The sequence below is a fragment of the Actinoplanes sp. TBRC 11911 genome, assembly GCF_012933445.1.
Taxonomy (GTDB): domain Bacteria; phylum Actinomycetota; class Actinomycetes; order Mycobacteriales; family Micromonosporaceae; genus Actinoplanes.
The window spans coordinates 56770-72510 of the sequence record NZ_JABBNC010000044.1 but is presented as its reverse complement, the minus strand read 5'-3'; the positions used below and the strand labels follow the sequence as shown (position 1 = coordinate 72510).

Annotated in this window: 14 protein-coding genes; 8 read left to right on the top strand and 6 right to left on the bottom strand. The window is 71.0% G+C overall.

What is annotated here, in order from left to right; genetic code table 11:
- Entirely contained in the window at positions 1–408 is a 408-nt protein-coding gene (locus HH310_RS38405; RefSeq protein WP_169180676.1) for a DUF5319 domain-containing protein, read from the bottom strand.
- An 86-nt stretch (positions 409–494) separates the two neighbouring features.
- Here HH310_RS38405 and guaB point away from each other — a divergent pair, with 86 nt between their 5' ends.
- The 3 genes from guaB to HH310_RS38390 are packed head-to-tail and all read left to right on the top strand — an operon-like array spanning position 495 to position 4606.
- Positions 495–2018, top strand: coding sequence for an IMP dehydrogenase (guaB, locus tag HH310_RS38400; protein ID WP_248294839.1), 1524 nt, complete (start codon positions 495–497; stop codon positions 2016–2018).
- A 19-nt stretch (positions 2019–2037) separates the two neighbouring features.
- Positions 2038–3156 (top strand): GuaB3 family IMP dehydrogenase-related protein, encoded by a 1119-nt coding sequence (locus tag HH310_RS38395; RefSeq protein ID WP_169180674.1) that lies wholly within the window; start codon positions 2038–2040, stop codon positions 3154–3156.
- Between the two features lie 10 nt (positions 3157–3166).
- Positions 3167–4606 carry a M1 family metallopeptidase gene (locus HH310_RS38390; protein ID WP_169180673.1) on the top strand — a complete coding sequence of 480 codons (1440 nt, stop codon included), beginning with the start codon at positions 3167–3169 and terminating at the stop codon, positions 4604–4606.
- On the opposite strand, the gene HH310_RS38385 is transcribed toward HH310_RS38390, so the two are convergent.
- Complete coding sequence (locus tag HH310_RS38385) at positions 4607–5707, bottom strand: LCP family protein (protein WP_169180672.1); 1101 nt, start codon at positions 5705–5707, stop codon at positions 4607–4609.
- Positions 5708–5834: 127 nt separating this feature from the next.
- Here HH310_RS38385 and HH310_RS38380 point away from each other — a divergent pair, with 127 nt between their 5' ends.
- Positions 5835–7010, top strand: a complete 1176-nt coding sequence (locus HH310_RS38380) for a S8 family serine peptidase (protein ID WP_169180671.1) — start codon at positions 5835–5837, stop codon at positions 7008–7010.
- A gap of 9 nt (positions 7011–7019) precedes the next feature.
- Entirely contained in the window at positions 7020–8567 is a 1548-nt protein-coding gene (gene guaA / locus HH310_RS38375) for a glutamine-hydrolyzing GMP synthase (RefSeq protein WP_169180670.1), read from the top strand.
- Between the two features lie 4 nt (positions 8568–8571).
- On the opposite strand, the gene HH310_RS38370 is transcribed toward guaA, so the two are convergent.
- Positions 8572–8835, bottom strand: a complete 264-nt coding sequence (locus HH310_RS38370; protein ID WP_169180669.1) for a PspC domain-containing protein — start codon at positions 8833–8835, stop codon at positions 8572–8574.
- A gap of 206 nt (positions 8836–9041) precedes the next feature.
- Between HH310_RS38370 and HH310_RS38365 the strand changes: the two genes are divergently transcribed.
- The 3 genes from HH310_RS38365 (at position 9042) to HH310_RS38355 (ending at position 12058) form a co-directional block, all read left to right on the top strand.
- Positions 9042–9992 carry an NUDIX hydrolase gene (locus tag HH310_RS38365; RefSeq protein WP_169180668.1) on the top strand — a complete coding sequence of 317 codons (951 nt, stop codon included), beginning with the start codon at positions 9042–9044 and terminating at the stop codon, positions 9990–9992.
- Between the two features lie 5 nt (positions 9993–9997).
- Positions 9998–10906, top strand: coding sequence for an NUDIX hydrolase (locus tag HH310_RS38360; RefSeq protein ID WP_169180667.1), 909 nt, complete (start codon positions 9998–10000; stop codon positions 10904–10906).
- A gap of 195 nt (positions 10907–11101) precedes the next feature.
- Positions 11102–12058 (top strand): CDP-alcohol phosphatidyltransferase family protein, encoded by a 957-nt coding sequence (locus HH310_RS38355; RefSeq protein ID WP_396027566.1) that lies wholly within the window; start codon positions 11102–11104, stop codon positions 12056–12058.
- A 93-nt stretch (positions 12059–12151) separates the two neighbouring features.
- Here HH310_RS38355 and HH310_RS38350 read toward each other — a convergent pair whose 3' ends face one another.
- The 3 genes from HH310_RS38350 to HH310_RS38340 all read right to left on the bottom strand — a co-directional run bounded on the left by HH310_RS38350 (position 12152) and on the right by HH310_RS38340 (position 15555).
- Positions 12152–13396 (bottom strand): phosphatidylserine decarboxylase, encoded by a 1245-nt coding sequence (locus tag HH310_RS38350; protein WP_169180665.1) that lies wholly within the window; start codon positions 13394–13396, stop codon positions 12152–12154.
- 90 nt (positions 13397–13486) lie between these two features.
- The gene (locus HH310_RS38345) at positions 13487–13843 is read right to left on the bottom strand and encodes a hypothetical protein (RefSeq protein WP_169180664.1); all 357 of its coding nucleotides are present in this window, start codon (positions 13841–13843) and stop codon (positions 13487–13489) included.
- Positions 13840–15555 (bottom strand): PspC domain-containing protein, encoded by a 1716-nt coding sequence (locus HH310_RS38340; RefSeq protein WP_169180663.1) that lies wholly within the window; start codon positions 15553–15555, stop codon positions 13840–13842. Before HH310_RS38340 ends, HH310_RS38345 begins: the two co-directional genes overlap by 4 nt.
- Between the last annotated feature and the right edge of the window lie 186 nt (positions 15556–15741).

Below are 15741 nucleotides of genomic sequence, written 5' to 3'. Positions count from 1 at the left end.
TTACGCCCCCTCATCACCGTCGTCCGATCCCTCGGTCAACGTGTCATGTACGCCGTCGGCGTAACCCCTCGCGTACTCCCACGTCACGTAGTGATCGGGGTCGGGATCGTAGGCCGGCTCGTGCACGCGCGGCCGCCCGCTGCTCAGCAGATGGCGCAGATTTCCCCTGAGCAGATCCCAGTCGAAGTAGTGCGGCTCGTGGCAGTCCTCGCACTCGATGACCAGGCCGCGGATGCCCGTCGGACTCAGCAGGGCCTGGTAGATCTCCAGGTCGGACAAGTCCTCGAGGACGTCCTGCCGCTCGGCCTCGGTCAGCGGGTCGTTCTCGGCGTCCTCGTTGAGGTCGTCGAGTCCGGCGGCCGGGTCGGCGGGGTCGCCGTTGAACGGGTCGATCGGCTCTTCTTGCACCCCCTTACGGTACTCACCTCAGGCCGATGTGTGCTGGCCCGCACGCCCGGTCCGCCACCGGAGGCCACCCTCGGCGGATGGGTACGATGAAACATCCGTCCTCCTGCAGTAAGGGAAGCTCCGTGGAGACTGAGTCCGCCCGTTTGGTTCCTCTTGGCCTGACCTTTGACGACGTGCTTCTGCAACCCGGTGAATCGGATATCGTGCCCAGCCGGGTCAATACGAACACGCGGCTGACTCGCAACATCGAGCTGCGCATTCCGCTGCTCTCCGCGGCGATGGACACGGTCACCGAGGCGCGTATGGCGATCGCCCTGGCGCGCGAGGGCGGCATCGGCGTCCTGCACCGCAACCTCGCGCCCGAGGACCAGGCCGCCCAGGTCGACCTGGTGAAGCGCTCCGAGTCCGGCATGATCACCAACCCGGTCACGTGCAGCCCCGACGACACGCTCCGGCAGGTCGACGCGCTCTGCGGGCGGTACCGGATCTCCGGCGTCCCGGTGGTGGACGCCGACGGCACCCTGGTCGGCATCGTCACGAACCGGGACATGCGCTTCATCAGCGACTCGGACGCCAAGGTCCGCGACGTCATGACCAAGATGCCGCTGGTCACCGCCCCGGTCGGGGTCACCAAGGACGCCGCGCTCGCGCTGCTCCAGCAGCACAAGGTGGAGAAGCTGCCGCTGGTCGACGACGGCAACCGGCTGCGCGGCCTGATCACGGTCAAGGACTTCACAAAGTCCGAGCAGTTCCCGGACGCCACCAAGGACCCGCAGGGCCGGCTCCGGGTGGCGGCCGCGGTGGGGGTCGGCGACGACGCGTACAAGAGGGCCCGGGGCCTGATCGACGCGGGCGTCGACGCGATCATCGTGGACACGTCGCACGGTCACCAGCGCCAGGTGCTCGAGATGATCGCCCGGCTCAAGCGCGACACCGCGACCGACATCATCGGCGGGAACGTGGCGACCTACGCGGGCGCCAAGGCGATGGCCGAGGCCGGTGCGGACGCGGTGAAGGTCGGCGTCGGGCCGGGCGCCATCTGCACCACCCGGATCGTGGCCGGCGTCGGCGTCCCGCAGATCACCGCGATCATGGAGGCCGCGCGGGCCTGCCGCCCGGCCGGCGTGCCGGTGATCGGCGACGGCGGCATCCAGTACTCGGGCGACATCGCCAAGGCGATCGTGGCCGGCGCCGATACGGTGATGCTGGGCGGGCTGCTGGCCGGCTCCGAGGAGAGCCCCGGCGACCTGATTTTCGTCAACGGCAAGCAGTACAAGTCGTACCGTGGCATGGGGTCGCTGGGTGCCATGCAGTCGCGTGGCCAGGCCAAGTCCTACTCCAAGGACCGCTACTTCCAGCACGACGTACCGGAGGAGAAGCTGGTGCCCGAGGGCGTCGAGGGCCAGGTGCCCTATCGTGGGCCGCTGTCCCGGGTGGTCGGCCAGCTGGTCGGCGGCGTGCGCCTGGCGATGGGTTACGCGGGCGCCGAGACGATCCCCGACTTGCAGGAGCGCGGGCAGCTCATCAGGATTACCGCCGCGGGCCTCAAGGAGAGCCACCCGCACGACATCCAGATGACCACCGAGGCCCCTAACTACCACTCCCGCTGATTCCGAGAAAGCAGAAGCCATGCGTGACGTCGTGGAGATCGGTCTAGGCAAGACCGCTCAGCGCGGTTACCACTTGGACGACATCGCCATCGTCCCGAGCCGGCGCACCCGCGACGTGGACGACGTGTCCACCGAGTGGCGCGTCGACGCCTATCCCTTCAAGATCCCCTGCGTCGCGCACCCGTCGGACGCGACCATGAGCCCGCAGTCGGCGATCGCCCTGGGCCGCCTCGGCGGCCTGGGCGTGCTCAACGCCGAGGGCCTGTGGACCCGCTACGAGGACCCGACCAAGATCCTTGAAGAGCTGGCCGCGCTGGGCGAGGACGTGGACGCCACGCCGCGCCTGCAGGAGGTGTACGCCGAGCCGATCAAGCCGGAGCTGATCGCCGAGCGGGTGAAGACGATCCGGGACGGCGGCGTCACCGTCGCCGTGCGGGTGTCGCCGCAGCACACCCTCGCGCTCGCCCCGGTGGTGCTGGACGCCGGCGTGGACCTGCTGGTCATCCAGGGCACGCTGGTGAGCGCCGAGCACGTCTCGACCACCGACGAGCCGCTGAACCTCAAAGAGTTCATCGCCGACCTGGACCTGCCGGTCATCGTCGGCGGCTGCACCGACTACAAGACCGCGCTGCACCTGATGCGCACGGGTGCGGCCGGCGTCATCGTCGGGGTCGGCGCGGACGAGTGGTCGACCACCGACACCGTTCTCGGTATCCGGGTGCCGATGGCGAGCGCGATCGCCGACGCGGCCGCCGCCCGCCGCGACTACCTGGACGAGACCGGCGGACGGTACGTGCACCTCATCGCGGACGGCGGGATCAGCACATCCGGCGACATCGCGAAGGCGATCGGCTGCGGCGCCGACGCGGTCATGCTCGGCGAGCCGCTGTCGCTGGCCGAGGGCGCCCCGGCCGGTGGCGCATGGTGGCATTCGTCGGCGAGTCACCCGTCGCTGCCGCGCGGCGGGTTCGGGGTCGCCGGCGACCCGGAGGGCACGCTGGAGGAGCTGCTGTTCGGGCCGGCCGACCACCCGGACGGCCAGCTGAACCTGTTCGGCGGGCTGCGCCGCGCGATGGCGAAGTGCGGATACAGCGACGTCAAGGAGTTCCAGAAGGTCGCGCTCGTTTTGGACAAGTAGCCTCGGCCCTATGAGGCGGGCCGGGTTACTCGCAGTTGTGATCGTGCTGGCCGGGTGCTCTTCGGAGCCCCGGCCGGCGGCGTCTTCGAGCCCTCCGGCGTCTTCGAGTCCCCTGGCGCCGTCGAGCCCTGCGGCGTTCCATGCCGGTGCCGAGGGGGCCGGGGATCCCTACTTTCCGAAGTACGGCAACGGTGGCTACGACGTGGCCGGGTACGACCTTAAGCTGAAATATGATCCCAAATCGGGCGAGCTGGGCGGCACTGCGACGATCACCGCGACGGCCACTCAGGACCTGTCGCGATTTGACTTCGATCTGGCCCGGATGACCGTCCGAAATGTCCAGATAGACGGACGCGCCGCAACCGTGAAGCAGCAGGACGCGGAACTGATGATCACTCCGTCGGCCGGTATCACGAAAGGCCGGAAATTTACCGTCATCGTCGACTACTCCGGTAAACCCGGGCAGATCGGCAACCAGAGCCTCGGCGAGGGCGGCTGGCTGCGCACCGGCGACGGGGCGATCGCACTCGGCCAGCCGGAATCCGCGAGCACGTGGTATCCGGTGAACGACCACCCGTCGGACAAGGCGACCTTCGCCCTGGCCATGACCGTGCCGGACGGCCTCGAGGTGATCAGCAACGGCGTGCCCGGCGCTCAGCAGCGGGCCGGCGGCTGGACGACGTGGCATTGGAGCGAGTCGTCGCCGATGGCGAGTTACCTGTCCACGGTCGTGATCGGACAGTACGAGGTCAGCACGTCCACCCACGACGGCAAGCCCATGGTGATCGCGCTGGCCGACTCCCTCGGCCCGGGCAGTGGGGCGGCCAAGTCACTCAACCGCACCGGCGAGATCGCCGACTTCCTGGCGACCAGGTTCGGGCCGTACCCCTTCGACGCGTACGGGGGCGTGGCGCTGGACGACTCGCGGATCGCGTACGCCTTGGAAACGCAGTCCCGTCCGGTCTACGGGCAGGCCTTCTTCACGCAGGGGCAGAACGATCGGGTGGTGGCGCACGAGCTCACCCACCAATGGTTCGGCGACAGCGTGGCGCTGACCCGGTGGAAGGACATCTGGCTCAACGAGGGCTTCGCGACCTACGCCGAGTGGCTGTGGGCCGAGCACGAGGGCACCTCCACCGTGCGGCAGAGCTTCGACGACGCGTACGCGAGCTTCGCCTGGGGTCAGGGGGAGAAGGCCGGCGATCCGGGCGTGAACCGGCTCTTCGGGGACGCCGTCTACACCCGCGGTGGCATGACCGTCTACGCGCTGCGCCAGACCATCGGCGACGCGGCCTTCGATCAGTTGCTCCACCGGTGGACCGCCGATCATCGCGACGGCAACGCGACGACCGACGATCTCAAGAGGCTGGCCGAGCAGCTTTCCGGCAAGGACCTCGATCCGCTGTTCAACGCGTGGCTCTACAGCGGCGAAAAGCCGGCAAAGCCCTAGCTAGACCTTATTGATCAGCTTGGGGTGTTTAGCAAGATACTGCTCGATCTGGCCCGCGGTAACGGCCTTGAGGAAGCCCTTGCCCTCCGCGGTGAGCTGCTCGCCCAGGTAGGAACCGCCACTGCCGACACCGGAACCGGGCAGGCCGACGAGCGTGATGTCGGCCGGCGTCAGGTCGCGCAGCGCGTAGGCGTACTCGAGCGGCTGCCGTCCGCCCACATAGACCAGTGAATCGCCGAGCGCGTCCATGATGCTCTGCAGCCTGGTCTGGTCCGCGACCAGACCCTCGTCCATCGCCTTGCCCAGCAGCGCCTTCACCAGCTGGCGCTGATGCCGCTGCCGGTCGTAGTCGCCGTCCGGCAGCCCGTACCGCTGGCGGGCGTAGTCGATGGCCTGCCAGCCGACCAGGTGCCGCTTGCCGGGTTGATACACCGCCTGCGGTCCGGTGTAGTCGCCGCCGCCCGGCTTCAGCGGCCGCAACGAGCCGTCCGGCTTGCGGTGATGCGACGACACCTTCTGGTCGATGACCAGGTCCACCCCGCCGAGCGCGTCGGTCAGCTTCTGCAGGCCGCCGAAGTTGAGGATCACGCCGGCCTGGAACTGCTTGATGCCGGTGTACGCGCTGAGCGACTTGGTGAGCAGCTCGTAGCCCTGGGCCACGTCGTGCTTTTCCGAGCCCGGCACCCGTGAGCCCCGGCCCATCGCCTCGGTGATCTTGTACGTCCCGCCGGGGAACCCGGCCTTGGGGAACTTCGGCATCTTGACCCGCAGATCGCGCGGTAAGGAATAGAGGTATGACGATTTCAGGCCGGGCTCGACGTGCAGCAGCATGATCGCGTCCGAGTGCGGCTCCCAGTCCGGGACCGAGACGCGCGTGTCCACCCCGAGGATCAGCAGGTCGAGCGGCCCGGTGATGTCGGCGCCCGGCGAGGGCGGCGGTGTGGTCGGGGTTTCCGCGACCACCGGCGCTGCCGAGGACGGTGCCGGGCCGGCCGTCCGGTGGCTCGGCCGCGATGTCACCGCCCACGCGATGCCGCCACCGGCGAGCAGCGCGACGACGACGGCGCCGCCGACCCAGAGACCCAGCTTGTTGGATTGCACAGCGGAACAGTAAAGGACCCGCTCAATCCCGCAACCCGATCACTCCCGGACATCACCGGAACGGTGCCACGCCGCGCCGAACGTGAGGGGACCGGCCTCGAAGCCGGCTTTCTCATCGGGGGTGGGCATGCGGGGTCTGATCGCGGCGGTGCTGGTGGGCGCGGCACTGGTGGTTCCGGCGCGGTCCGCCGTGGCGCACGCCGATGCCATCCGCCCGAACGATCCCGGCTACGTGCGTCAATGGGGACTGACCAAGACCCGGGTGAACGAGGCATGGTCGGCCGGCAAGGGCAACGGCCGCGTCGTGATCGCGGTGGTGGACACCGGTGTCAGCCCCGTGTCCGACCTGGCCGGGCGCGTCCTGCCCGGATACGACTTCGTGAACGGCGACACCAACGCGGCCGACGACAACGGGCACGGGACGATGGCGGCCGGCGTGATCGCGGCCTCCGGCTACGACGGCAAAGGTGTCGCGGGCGTCTGCTGGGCCTGCCGGATCTTGCCGGTCAAGGTGCTGAACGCGAACGGTGAGGGCGGCTACGACAAGATCGTGGCGGGGATCCGGTACGCGGCCGATCACGGCGCGACGATCATCAGCCTGTCCCTGGGTGCGGCGGAGGACGATGCCGCGTTGCGCGCCGCCGTGGCGTACGCGCAAGGAAAGGGTTCGCTGGTCATCGCCGCGGCCGGGAACAGTGGCAAGTCGGCCGTGCACTTCCCGGCGGCGTTCCCGTCGGTGCTCGCGGTCGGCGGTGTCGATCAGGCCGACAAGCGGTATGCCTGGTCGAACTACGGCAGCTGGGTGGATGTCGCGGCGCCCGGCTGCAACGTGGCGCAGCAGCCGTCCGGCGTGATCGGCGACTACTGCGGCACCTCGTCGGCGACCCCGTTCGTGGCGGGCGTCGCGGGGCTGCTCGCCTCGACCGATCCGGCTCCCACGGCGGCGCAGATCCGGGCCGCGCTGATCGCCTCGAAGGTGCGCCCGTCCGGCCGGATCGACGCGCTCGCCGCGATGAACGCGCTGCCGTTCGCCGGCGACGTGACCCGCCCGGCGGTGGCTTTTGTCGGGGTTCCGGCGGTCGCGCGCGGTCGCGTGACGATCACGGCGGCGGCCGCGGACCAGCACGGCGTGGCCAAGGTCCAGTTGTACGCCGCCGGCAAGCTGGTCAGCACCGACACCACTTCCCCGTACGCCCTGACGTGGCAGACACCGGGCAAAAGCTCCACCGTGCGCCTCGAACTGCGCGCCTACGACCGGGCCGGGAACGTGACCGCCGTCCGCCGTGACGTGCGGACTCAGTAAACTCGGAGGGTGAGCACACCTCGCCCAGTTCTCGTCGTCGATTTCGGCGCCCAGTACGCCCAGTTGATCGCCCGCCGCGTCCGCGAGGCGCGGGTCTACTCGGAGATCGTGCCGCACTCGATGCCGGTGGCCGAGATGCTCGCCAAGAACCCGGCGGCGATCATCCTGTCCGGCGGACCGTCCAGTGTGTACGAGACGGGCGCGCCCTCGCTCGACGCCGGTCTGTTCGACCACGACGTGCCCGTTTTCGGCATCTGCTACGGGTTCCAGGCGATGGCCCAGGCGCTCGGCGGCACGGTGGCGCACACCGGCGCGCGGGAGTACGGGCGTACGGTGCTCAGCGCCCAGGGCGGCACCCTGTTGCGTGACCTGCCCGCCGACCTGCCGGTGTGGATGAGCCATGGCGACAGCGTCGCGGTGGCGCCGGAGGGGTTCGCGGTCACCGCCTCGACGCCGGGCGCGCCGGTCGCCGCCTTCGAGGACCTCACCGGCCGGCGGGCCGGCGTGCAGTTCCACCCCGAGGTGGCGCACACCGCCGACGGGCAGCGGATGCTCGAGCGGTTCCTCTACGAGATCGCCGGGATCGAGCCCACCTGGACCCCGTCCAACATCATCGAGGACCAGGTCACCGCGATCCGTTCGCTTGTCGGCGACAAGCAGGTGATCTGCGGCCTGTCCGGCGGGGTCGACTCCGCGGTCGCCGCCGCGCTCGTGCACAAGGCCGTCGGCGACCAGCTGACCTGCGTGTTCGTCGACCACGGCCTGTTGCGCGCGGGCGAGGCCGAGCAGGTCGAGAAGGACTACGTGGCGGCCACCGGCATCCGGCTCAAGGTGGTCGACGCGGCCGACGTCTTCCTAGGGCACCTCGAGGGCGTCACCGACCCGGAGCAGAAGCGCAAGATCATCGGCCGCGAGTTCATCCGGACGTTCGAGGCCGCGGCCCGCGAGCTGGACGCCGAGCGGCACATCGAGTTCCTGGTGCAGGGCACCCTCTATCCCGACGTGGTGGAGTCCGGTGGCGGCACCGGCACCGCCAACATCAAGTCCCACCACAACGTCGGCGGCCTGCCCGACGATCTGCAGTTCGCGCTGATCGAGCCGCTGCGCACGCTGTTCAAGGACGAGGTGCGCGCGCTCGGCACCGAGCTGGGCCTGCCCGACGAGATCGTGCAGCGGCACCCGTTCCCCGGCCCGGGCCTGGCGATCCGGATCATCGGCGCGGTCGACCGGGACCGGCTCGACATCCTGCGCGGCGCCGACCTGATCGCCCGCGAGGAGCTCACCGCGGCCGGTCTCGACCGCGACGTCTGGCAGTTCCCGGTGGTCCTGCTGGCCGACGTCCGCAGCGTCGGCGTCCAGGGCGACGGCCGCACGTACGGGCATCCGGTGGTGCTGCGCCCGGTCTCCAGCGAGGACGCGATGACCGCGGACTGGTCGCGGCTGCCCTACGACGTGATCGCCAAGATCTCCACCCGGATCACCAACGAGGTGCGGGAGGTCAACCGGGTGGTTCTCGACGTCACGAGCAAGCCGCCGGGCACCATCGAGTGGGAGTGAGCCATCAGGCCGCCGGTGGTTGACCCCAGGTGGGATCCGAGGGATCGCGCCAGGCGGGTGCCGCCGGCGTCGGCTCTTCCGGCATCAGAAACCACATGATCGGGTACGCGATGAGCGCGGTACCCCAGGTCAGCACGGCTAAGAACGCGAGCGCGACCCGGATGAGCACCGGGTCGACGCCGAAGTAGCGCCCGACGCCGCTGCAGACGCCGGCCACGATGCGGTCGTCCTGGGGACGCAGAAGTTGGCGGTACGGAACCTCAGTCATGCATCGAGAGTGCCGTGGAACGGGTCGCAGAAACCTCGGTGAACGCCCGGATACGGACCCTGAAAATCTCACCCGTACGGATAGTCACGTAGCGTACGCACCACGTGCTCACACCCCTGCTGATCTGCTATTACGCGCCTTCACTCAGGTGTCAGGAATCTGACAGACGTTTTCTGTAGGTAACATATTCCGGGCAGAATGCCGCCGTGACCCCCGCACTGGAACCACTCCGCCGGATCGCCGCGTACGCCGTCGCCATCGACGACGACGGCCGCGTGCTGCTCGTGCGCGCTTCGAGCCGCTCCGGCACCCCCGGCGTCTGGTCGCTCCCCGGCGGCGCAGTCGACCACGGGGAGGACCCGAACCACACCGTCGTCCGCGAGACCGCGGCCGAGACCGGGCTGTCCGTCGCCGTTGACGGGCTCCGCGACGTCCTGGCCGACATGCGCTCGCTGCCGCACCGCGGCGTCACGATCCACACGGATCGTCTGATCTATTCGGTGTCGATCCGCGGCGGCACCCTGATCGACCGGGTCGGCCACCCCACCGACCTGGCCCGGTGGCACACCCTGGAGGAGGCCGAGCGTCTCCGGCTCCGGCCGTTCACCGCGGCGGCGCTCGGGCTCAGCGGCGAATCGGCCGACCTGCGGCCGGAGGAGGCGCCCGACTTCCCGTCGTTCTACGCCTATCCCGGGCCGGACGGTCTCTACCGGGCGCAGCGCTTCGCGGCGTACGCGATCGCCACCGACGAGCACGAGACCAGCCTGCTGCTCACCCGGATCGCCCCGGGCTACCCCGGCGAGGGCCGCTGGCACCTGCCCGGCGGCGGCACCGACTACGGCGAGCAGCCCGGCACCGCGCTGATCCGCGAGCTCGTCGAGGAGACCGGCCAGGCGGGCCGGCTGGTCGAGCTGCTCGGCGTGGCCAGCCACCGGGACGCGGCCTCACTCGGCCCCGAGGGGTACCCGATCGACTGGCACGGCGTCCGTGCCTTCTACCGGGTGATCGTCGACGCGCCCACCGAGGTGATCGTCAAGGACGTCGGCGGCTCCACCTCCGAGGCCCGGTGGATGCCGATCAAGGAGGTCGCCGACCTGCCGGACGAGCTGCTCACCGAGGTGACCGACGAGGCCCTGCGAAAGGCGAAGCTACTCTAGGCCGGGTGAAGATCAGGCGCGTCGGGGCGTACGGCGTGAGCCGTGACCCCTCCGGATGGATCCTGCTGGCCCGCAATTCGGATGCCAGCGAGTTCCCCGGTCTCTGGACCCTGCCCGGTGGCGGGGTCGAGCAGGGGGAGCACCCCGACGACGCCGTGATCCGCGAGTTCGGCGAGGAGACCGGGCTCGAGGTCGGCATCACCGGACTGCGCGACGTGACGGCGGACGTGGAGGTCCTGCCGAACGGCAACCTGGAGCACACCGACCGGATCATCTACGACGTGCTGCCGGTCGGCGGCTCGCTGCGAGCCGAGGTGGGCGGCACCACCGACCTGGTCGAATGGGTCGCGCCGGACGCGCTGGAGGCGCTGCCGCTGATGCCGTTCACCGCCCGGGTGCTCGGCATGCCGGTGCCGGCGCTGCCCGCCTACCAGGTCGCCAACGGCGGGGTCGCGGCCCGGCCGGCGTCGGTGCAGCGGTTCAGCGCGTACGCGGCGGCCACCGACCCCGCCGGACGCATCCTGCTCACCCGGATCGCCGCGGGCTATCCCGGCGCCGGGCTGTGGCACGCGCCCGGCGGCGGCACCGACCACGGCGAGACCCCGGAACAGGCCCTGCATCGGGAACTGGCCGAGGAGACCTCGCAACACGGCCGAGTGATCAGCCTTTTGGGTGTTTCGCACCGATACGACCCCGCGGCCGTTGGACCGGAGGGGACACCTGTCGACTGGCACGTCATCCGCGTCCTTTTCCGGGTCGTGGTGGACGCGCCGACCGAACCCATAGTGAGCGAGGCCGCCGGCGGATCCACCGACGCGGCCGCCTGGTTCTCGCTGCGGGAGGCCGACGAGCTCGAACTCACCGAGCTTGCTCGCGGTGCACTGACGGGGATCAGAGCGGAAACGGCGGGTTAAACTCCAGCCAGGGCTGAGCTAGCAAAACCTGGCCGCAGCGGGCCGACCGGCGAGTAACTTGATCACTCGCCAACGCCGTCCGGCTGTGCGATGGTGTAACCCCGCAATCGAGGGTCCGCGGGTGCGGGCGGGCTACAGGGCATTAACCCACAGCCATAAGTGCAGGTGGGCACACCGATCCCATGGAGGAAGCACGTGCCGAGTACCCCTTGGCGCCGGCGTCGATCGACGGATAGCCCCCGTCCCGCCGGACGCCGTTGGGCAGGCCGGTTGCGCCGCGGCGGAACCCTCGCGCGGCAGGCATTGCTGGTGCGGGTCGGCCGCCGGTCATCCGAGTCGGGCCGCGCCGCCACCGCCACCCGGGCCGAGGTGATTTATACCGGTCCGGAGCTCGGCCAGACCCGGGAGTACGCCCCGGCCGGAGCGCACCTCAGTAACCCTGTGTCACCCTCGGCGCCCGCCGACGACTCGCTGCTTCCCGGCGAGCACAGCACCGCCCGCCGCGTCCGCTTCGTTCTGGTCAACGCCTGCACGCTGGCCAGCCTCAGCCTCGGCCTGATGGCGATCTTCCTGGCCATGCACGGCGACGTGCGGTACGCGGCCGCCTGCCTGGTCGCCTGCGTGGCGTTCGACGGCCTGGACGGCGCGCTCGCCCGCAAGCTGGGCGTCTCCAGCCCGTTCGGCGCGCAGATGGACTCGCTGGCCGACATGTGCTCGTTCGGCCTGGCCGCCCCGGTGGTCGTCTATGCGTCGCTGGCGCACACGGTGCCCACCGCGGCCGCGATGGTCGCCTGCATCCTCGTCGCGGTGTGTTCGGCGATCCGGCTGGCCCGGTTCAACGTCTCGCCGAAGGACGGCAAGTTCTTCACCGGCGTGCCCACCACGATGGCCGCGGCCGTGCTCGCCCTGACCGTGCTGATCGGCCTGCCGTTACCCGGGTTCGCGATGGTCGCCGGGGTGGCGCTGCTGGCGTTTGCGATGGTGTCGAGCTTCCCCTACGCGAAACTTGCTCGCTTGATCAAACTGCCGCCGTGGGTGTGGCTGCTTCCGCTGGTCGCCGCGTTCGTGGACCCGCGGCTGTCGTTCGTGATCCTGGTCGGGGGATACCTGGCCAGCGGTCCGGCGATGTGGTTCCGCACCCGTCGGGCCTGATCGCGCCGAAGGCGAGGGCCGCGTCTCGCGGCCCTCGCCTCCACTGCCTTCCGGCCCGGCTCAGCGCCGCCGCGCGGCTTAGCGCGGCGCTGCTCAGTGCCAGCGCGCGATGACCGTCGACCCGCCGATGACCTTGTCGTCGACCGCGACCAGCGCTTCCGCCTTGTCGGCCGGCAGGTAGACGTCGGTGCGTGAGCCAAAGCGGATCAGGCCCATCCGCTCGCCCTTCGCCACCAGCGTGCCGATCGGCACCCGCTGCACGATCCGCCGCGCGATCAGGCCGGTGCGCTGGGCCACCGCGACCGTGCCGTGCTCGGTGTCCAGCACCGTGTACGCCGCGACGTTGTGCTCGGCGGCCGCGGTCATCGCGTTCGCATACCCGCCGTCCTCGACGAAATAGTCGGTCACCCGGCCGGCCACCGGCACCCGGTTGACGTGCACGTCGAGCACCGACAGGAACACCGCGATCCGCAGGAACTCGCCCGCTCCGAACCGGCTGTCGGTCATCCGCTCCACGGACAGCACCCGGCCGTCCGCGGCTGCGACCACGGCGGCCGGGTCCTCCGGCACGTCGCGTTCCGGGTCGCGGAAGAAGGCGGCGACCGGCGCGGCGGCCAAGGCGGGGAGAAGCCAAAGACGGGACTTCGGCCGCAGCGTACGGGCGAGGGCCGCGAGACCCAGCGCGATACCGGCCGCGGCGACCCCGTTCGAGTCGATGTGCATGGTGCGGGTCAGCGGCACGCTGGACGGGCGGTACGCCGGCGCGATCTTCGACGCGACGCTGGTGGCGGCCGCGGTGAAGCGCAGCTTGTGCACGCGGACCGGCGGCTGGTTGCGCACCACCAGGTCGGAGCCGACGCCGAACAGCGCGTTTTGCCGGAACAGCTCGGCCGCGGCCCCGCCGGTGCGGCCGGGCAGCGCCGGGGTCGCGATGGTGACCACCGCTCCCTCGTTCAGGTGTTTGCCGAGGCGGTCGATCAGCGCGCGGGCGTCGTGCGCGGAGCCGGTCACCGGGTCGCCGACGATCACCACGTCGGCCGGCTCGGCCTCGTCGATGGTGTCGAGCACCCGCACCCGGTCGGCGATCCAGCTGCCCAGGCCGGTGATGTGGTCGCGGAGCAGGTCGGCGGTGCTGCGTTCGCCCGCCACCAGGGTCAGCGTGTCGCCCGGGAGCAGGGCCTCGACGGCGGCGGCCACCACCAGCGAGGCGTGATCGGCGCCCACCACCAGCGCCGAGGTGGGCGCGTTGTGCCGGGCGAACTCGGCGGTCAGGGCGCGCGCGGCGGTCGAGCCGAGACCGACGACGGGTGCGTGGGGCGCAACGGGGAACGAGCTCATCGAACGAGCATATGGTGCCGCCCGCGACCCAGGATCCCTGGGCCGCGGGCGGGGCGGTGTGTCGATTTCAGTCTCTGCGCTTTGCGGGCCTCAGTCTTTGCGCTTCGCCGGGTCCGCGTCGGGGTGCTCGCGGCTGAACCGCTCGGCCGGGTCGTCCAGCAGCTCGCGGACGATCGAGGCGTGCATCTCGGGCGGCAGGTCGCCGGGCACCTCGGGCTTCTCCGGCTCGGCCGGCGCGGGCGGCGCCGTCACCGGGACCCGGCGGCCGGCCGAACGCAGTGCGCCGAGCAGGCCGACCACCCCGAACAGGATCAGTCCGGCGGCGACCATCCAGCCCACGGCCGGCAGGTGGATGTTCACCACCCGTGACACCGCCCACCACAGAACCCCCAGCAGGAACAGCACGCCGAAGCTGAGCGAGACGCCATCGGTGCGATGCGGCTTCATCGGTTCACCTCCAGGTTGCCCGTGTCCATCTGCAGATTCAGGGTCAGGTTGCCACCGCCGGGCCCGTCCGGGCCGGTGTTGACGACCTGCTGACCGTCGACGTCGCGGCCGTCGAAGTGCTTGCCGAAGACCTCGGCCCGGCCGTTCTGCATCTGGACCGTGGCCGTGGTGTCGACCGTCGGTGGCAGCAGCACCTTGAGCTGGCCGACCTTCATGTTCACCGTGATGTCCTGCTTCTGGCCGGCGAAGTCGATCTGGGTCAGGTCGAGCGTGGCGTTGCCGACCGCGAAGTCGTACCGGTCGGCGACCGCCTGAATGGTCAGCGGCCGATAGACGCTGTTGCCGATCTCGCCGCCCCAGCGCTCGGCGCCGGTCGAGACGAGCAGGCCGACCGCGGTGATCAGGCCCAGGGCGATCAACCCGCGGGCCCGGCCCAGCCAGGCACCGACCACCAGGCCGAGGCCGATGGTGACCAGGGCGGCGGCGAAGTACGCGGAGACCGCGATGCTCGCGCCGGCCATGTCGATGGCGGCCATCAGACCGAGCACGACGACCACGGCGAAGAAGGTCAGGCGGCCGAGCTTGGACCGCTCCCGGGGCCGGCGCTGCCGGCGCGGCACGCTCGGCACCTGCGGGACCGGCGGCATGGGCGGCATGGGCGGGACCTGCGGCGCGTACGGGCCGTGCGGGGCGAAGGGCGGCCGGTACGAGCTCTGCGGCGGCCGGGGCGGCAGCTGCTCGGTCACCGGTTCCGTGGCCGTTGCGGCTGCGGGTGCCGGGGCCGCGAAAGCCGCGGCCGGGAACTCGGCAGTCGGGGCAGCCGACGGCGCACCCGGGGCCGGTGGTGGTGGCGGCGGCGCGGGGAAGGTGCCGGGAAATGTGGCCGCCTCCGGCGCGGGGCTGTTCGAGTTCGACTGGCCTCGCTTGATCAGCAGGACCGCGGCCAGGATGACCGCGGCGGCCAGCAGCCCGGCCCGCACCCCGTCCTGCACGATGAACGCGAAGGTGAGCACTGCCGCGCCGCCGAGCACGACCACGGACAGCGGGCTCATGCCGGAGCGGCCCTTGCCGAGCAGCGACTCGACCGGCGAGGCGGAGTCTCCCTCGGACGGGATGACCAGCCAGCCGATCAGGTACAGCAGGACGCCGACGCCGCTCATCACGCCGAGCACGGCCAGCAGCACCCGCCAGAGGACCGGGTCGGTGTTCGTGGCCCGGGCCAGCGCTCCGCTCACGCCGGCGATGTATCGGCCCTGCTTGGGGCGGATCAGGTGGGCGCGGTTGAAGCCGGGAATGTTGCTCCAGGGCGGCGGCGTGGGACCGGGACCGGGCGGCGGCGTGGGACCGGCACCGGGCGGCGGCGTGGGACCGGCACCCGGTGGCGGCGGCGGGGCCGCGCCGGGCGGCGGGGGGCCCTGGCCGGCGGGCGGCGCGTCGGCCTCCGGAATGCCACCGGCCGGCGGCGTCCACGCGGACGGCCTCGGCCCGATCGGCGCGGTCGGCTCGTCACCCGCGGCGTCCGCGGTGGGCGCGGTGGCCGCGAAAGGCTCGGTGCCCGCGGGACTCTCGAAAGGCTCGGTGGCGCCGGCGGCCCCGGGAGGCTCGGCGGCCGTCGGGGCCTGCGCGGGCCCGGGGTCGCTGGTGGGAGCCGCCGGCGGGATGCTCTCGGCGGCAGCGGACGGATCCCGCTTGTCGGCAGCTTCGTCGTTCATGCCATCGATCCTGACGCCGAACCCACCCGAGACGCTTCCGGCACCGACCCTGAGGCCACCCTGAGATCCGAGGGCCCCGAACCCGGGGGAAGTTCCCCGTGGCCCGCGCGGCCCGGACGTGTGACGATCGAACGGAACGATTGAGGAGGAGCCATCACCGCCGCCGTCACACCGCCCACGCGCCGC

Coding starts and splice junctions, on each gene's coding strand:
- HH310_RS38395 (WP_169180674.1), top strand. CDS start 2,038: ATGCGTGACGTCGTGGAGATCGGTCTAGGCAAGACCGCTCAGCGCGGT.
- HH310_RS38370 (WP_169180669.1), bottom strand. CDS start 8,835: ATGACTGAGGTTCCGTACCGCCAACTTCTGCGTCCCCAGGACGACCGC.
- HH310_RS38390 (WP_169180673.1), top strand. CDS start 3,167: ATGAGGCGGGCCGGGTTACTCGCAGTTGTGATCGTGCTGGCCGGGTGC.
- HH310_RS38380 (WP_169180671.1), top strand. CDS start 5,835: ATGCGGGGTCTGATCGCGGCGGTGCTGGTGGGCGCGGCACTGGTGGTT.
- HH310_RS38350 (WP_169180665.1), bottom strand. CDS start 13,396: ATGAGCTCGTTCCCCGTTGCGCCCCACGCACCCGTCGTCGGTCTCGGC.
- HH310_RS38345 (WP_169180664.1), bottom strand. CDS start 13,843: ATGAAGCCGCATCGCACCGATGGCGTCTCGCTCAGCTTCGGCGTGCTG.
- HH310_RS38340 (WP_169180663.1), bottom strand. CDS start 15,555: ATGAACGACGAAGCTGCCGACAAGCGGGATCCGTCCGCTGCCGCCGAG.
- guaB (WP_248294839.1), top strand. CDS start 495: ATGAAACATCCGTCCTCCTGCAGTAAGGGAAGCTCCGTGGAGACTGAG.